The sequence below is a fragment of the Campylobacter concisus genome, assembly GCF_902460715.1.
Taxonomy (GTDB): domain Bacteria; phylum Campylobacterota; class Campylobacteria; order Campylobacterales; family Campylobacteraceae; genus Campylobacter_A; species Campylobacter_A concisus_AK.
On sequence record NZ_CABPUX010000002.1, the window covers coordinates 1 to 4,615 of the forward strand.

Here is a 4,615-nt window from a genome sequence, read left to right on the forward strand (position 1 = left end):
TATATTAGTTTGTCTAATCTATTATTTAATCATAATAGACTGGCTCAATCGATCACTTGTTTAGATTTCAAAGATTGACTAATAGTTTAACAATTGTAAGTTAAAAGAACAACGATAAGAAAAAGGCTTTATTAACGTTGAAGTTAAAGGTGGTTTCTCGTTTCGTGAGCTGGAATTATATATGAGGGATGCTTAAAGATAGTTGAAATAATTGCAAAATATTTTACAAATTTAAATTTTATTTCTGATACATAAATTTGGAGAGCTTCCTTGCTCTCCGTTTGATTTAATGCCACCACTTTGATAGCAAATTTACATCTATGATTACATAGGCTGTGTTACTTCGTCCTTGATCTCAACAGTAACAGTTGTTCCGCTAGTATCATTTGTATATGCGGTATAGCCGTCAGTTGATGCACCCTTTTGCCAGCCAGTATCTTTAAATTCTACTTTATCTCCAGCATCAGCTGTTATTTTTAGCGTATTGTCACCATCTGTTAAGCTTATGACATCACTTAGTTTTACGCTTAAAGTAGTATTTTGGCTCTTGTTAGAGATATTAAGCTCCTCAAAGTTATGTGCATGATCTGCGATGCTATCTAAATTTATAGATCTGCCTGGGTTGGTAATAGCTAATTTGTCATAGCCATCTCCGCCATCGATTTTACCATTTTCAATATTACCAACGGCTATAGTATCATCGCCAGCACCTAAATCTATCAATGATGATTTATTTTTTACATCTCCGCCAATAGTAACCTTATCACTGCCAGCGCCAGTTAAGAGGGTAGACTTATCGAAATCATCATCAATGTTAATAGTATCAGAACCTTTTCCTGAGATAATCTTAGTGTCACCATTTATCCACGACTCAACAGTTAAAGCATTATCTCCGTCACCTAAGTTTATAGTAGAGTTTGTTACGTAGTTACCAACATTTACTCTATCATCCCCATCGCCAGTTGTAACTATACTTCCTTTAATATAATTTTCAACGGTTAGTTTATTGTCACCATTACCTAAATTTACACCATACTCTTCATTGGTTCCGGCTATTTTTCCACTAGCATTTAATATATAGCCACCAACTTCTACAACATCATCTCCACTACCAGTTGCGACTTTAGAGCTATCTATGTTTGTGCCAACCGTTAATTTGTTGTTACCATCACCCAAATTTATGTTAGAGTGATTTGTTATATAGCTATCGTTAGTATGTTGCCATTTTCCAACAGTTACTACATCATCGCCATTTCCTGCTATAACTGTTGATTTATCGATATTTGTACCTACATTTAGTGTATTATTGCCTCTACCTAAATCTAGCTTCGAGTCTTCATTTATCCAGCCCCAGCCATGTTTATTGTTGACAGTTACGATATCATCACCATTGTCTAATTTAACTTCCGAGCCGTGAGTAAATGTTTTAACATCTATTTCTACAGTTTTCCCCTTAGCTGCTTCAGTGATTTTTTGATCGCTCTTTCTTCCATGATCTAAAAGCAAGAAAGTTTCATCACCATTTCCATAAATAGCGCTAGCATCCAATTTTGTGCGAGGTGCGCCAGTAAAGTCAAATACTATTTCATCTTGCCCTTTTTTACCTATATTTCCAGCAGCATCACTAAAATAAGCCTCTGCAACATAAGAGTCACCGTTAGAGCCTATACCAAAAACACCTATTTTGCCGTTTGCCTGACCTTGGTTGTTTTTCATCTCACCCATATAGCCTCTATCTATTTCAGCTTGAGATACTGGGCGCTCATGCCAACCAGTTTCATCCCATTTATAGTGGAATATATCGCCAGCTTTTACAGAGCCGTCTTGTGGGATGATCGCCTTCCAAGATAAGCGTCCAGGATGTTCATTGGTAAGATTTTCATTCCAGCTAAATTTACCATCATTGTTTTTATCCTCGATAAATTCAACTCTTGCATCCACTATTTTCGTATCAACAGTTATGGTTACTGGGGCAGCCTCGGCTGTGTTGCCAGCTTTGTCAGTAGTTTTTACCTTAAGCTCATGCTCGCCGTCGCTAAGTGGAGTGCTCACTTCAAATTTCCAAGAACCATCAGCTTTTGCCTCTACTTGACCGATCTTGTTTGTACCATCAAAGATCTCTACAGTTGAGCCAGCCTCTGCCTTGCCTGATAGAGTTGGTGTGTTATCGTTTGTTAGGCCTTTTAGTGTTTTGCCATCGACTGTCACATCATTGCCCTTAACATTACCATTTACAACGCCACCTGCAACATCATCTGTAACGCTATCAAATGTAACCTTAGTGCCTGTATCTACTGTTATAGTAGCTGGGTCAGAGGCCTTGATCGCATTTGAAGCTGGAGATGAAGCTGTGATACTATGAGCACCTTCACCAAGTGGAGTGGCCGGAGTGATAGACCAGTTGCCAAATTTATCAGTTGTTGTGCTACCTATCTTAGTCGTGCCATCATATAGCTCCACTACTGAGTTAGGGTCCGCCTTGCCGTTAAATGTCGGAGTACTGTCGTTTGTTAGCCCTTTTTTAGTTACGCCATTTACTACTACGTCATTATCTTTGATATTGCCGTGATCTACACCACCTGCAACATCATCGATCACCTCTGTGATAGTGACAACATTTACGTTCGCTAAGAATGCAAAACTTAAATTGCTTCCACTATCGTTACCATTTAGATTAAGGTGGTCTGTGATAGTAGCATCAACACCAGTTGCATGGACATAATCTGACTTCAAAACGCCATTTTCATACATATTATATAGTGGCACGCCAGTTATTTCGATAGCGTTGTTATTTAGCGCTGGGATGCCTGCATGTGTGACATTGCCAGCTGCATCGACCTCGTCAAAAGTCACGGTGCCGTCAGCCGCTTTGTGAATGATAAATGCCTTAACAAATGTTGGCTCTGGGTTATTTGCTGGGTATTGTTTTACACCAGTGTCAGCATAAATTTTGTTGTAGTCAGTTACAGCAACTGTTAGTTTATCGCCGTCTGAGAACACTTTTGGCAATGTTATGCGAGCTGTAGTGTGGTTGATATCACCGTCTTTTATAGCGTCAGCTACGCTTATACCAGCATTTAGTGCGCCTGAGCCACTTCCTGAAATGCTTGGATCATAAATTTTGTTGCCTTCTATAAATTCAACCTTCGGAGCCTCCATGCTATCTCTAAATATCCATGTATTTCCGTTAGACTGCTCTGCACGGTCATCACCTTTTACGGTCACTTCTATACCACGCGAGTGCGTAAGATTATAGGTAGTTGTTGGCATATCATGGATATCTATACCAAATTTCTCGCCAACACCATTTGTAGATGTAAGACCAGCTTTTATAGGTGTCTTATCATCAGCTGAAGTGATCTGATCAACCGTCATAGAGCCATCAGCTACTTTATGAACTAAGAAATACTTATAAGCAGTCGTATCTGTGCCACCTGTTTTTGCAAGAGAGGCTGCATCTGGTCCATATCCATATTTTACAGTTACTACATCGCCATCTTGTACATTCTCAGGTAGTGAGATGCGTGCTGTGGTGTGGTTGATATCACCATCTAGCATAGCTGTATTTCTATTTTGATTTGTTATTTGATCTGATTTTTCATTTAGAACATTGCCATGCTCATCAAGCTCAACAAATTTAACTTCAGCCTTACCAACATTTTCAAATTTAACACTTGAAGTAGCTTTAAGGGTTGTGCCTTCTAGCTCAGCTGTGATACTAGCTGCATTTCCGAGGGCTGTTTGGTAGTGGTTATAGTTATAGCCAACCTTTATGCCATTATCGCCGTCAAATACATTGTTGCCTTTTGTATCTATAACGCTTGTAACGTTGCCACTAGCATCTTTATGAACTGTATAATAGTCATTTATGCCAGTGCCTATGACATGTATCTTGCTGCCGTCCTTTGCAAGGTTTGGTATGCTGATAGTTGCAGTAGCTTTTGCGCCATCCTCAGCATAGTTCTCGCCTCTTGTGATAGTGCCGTTGCCATCTGCATCATCATTAAATTTGATAGTAAATTTATCTGGAGCAGTAGTCTCGCCTGTGGCTGTGTTGCCAGCGCCATCAGTAGCCTTTGCGATCACTGGAGTGTTGTCTTTTGTCGCATCGTCGCTGATAGTGACCTTACCACTATGTGGATCAAGTTTGAAAGCACCTGTTGGAGCTGTCGTCTTGCCAGGAGTGCTATCTACGACCCAGCCAGCGCTTGGGTTTTTGACCACGGTTATAGTTTGCGTGTTGCCACCATTATCTGTGTATGAAATTTCAACCTTTGTTGCGTCATTGTCGTGAGGCACTACATCAACTGTGCCGTCAGCCTTTGGAGTGAGATCAATATTTACTTCATGATCTTCATCTATATTACCAATAGCTGGCTCGCTTGGGTTAGATGGATTATTAGGATTAACTATCTCAGCAACTACTGGGTTATTACCAGGTTTAACTGGAACATCAGGGATGCTTACCTTACCACCATTATCAAGATCTTCTTTAGTGATCTCTTTCTCACCTACTTTATTTCCATTCTCATCTTTAATGATTACTTTATCACCTGGTTTTACACTGCCATCTGTTGGAACTGTAACATCTACAGTTGTCTTACCATGGTCATTG

Annotated in this window: 1 protein-coding gene; it reads right to left on the reverse strand. The window is 39.7% G+C overall.

The features are described from left to right. Positions 1-324: 324 nt before the first annotated feature. Positions 325-4,615 (reverse strand): Ig-like domain-containing protein (locus tag F3G91_RS05830; protein WP_188116802.1); only part of this gene is annotated, 4,291 nt, incomplete at its 5' end.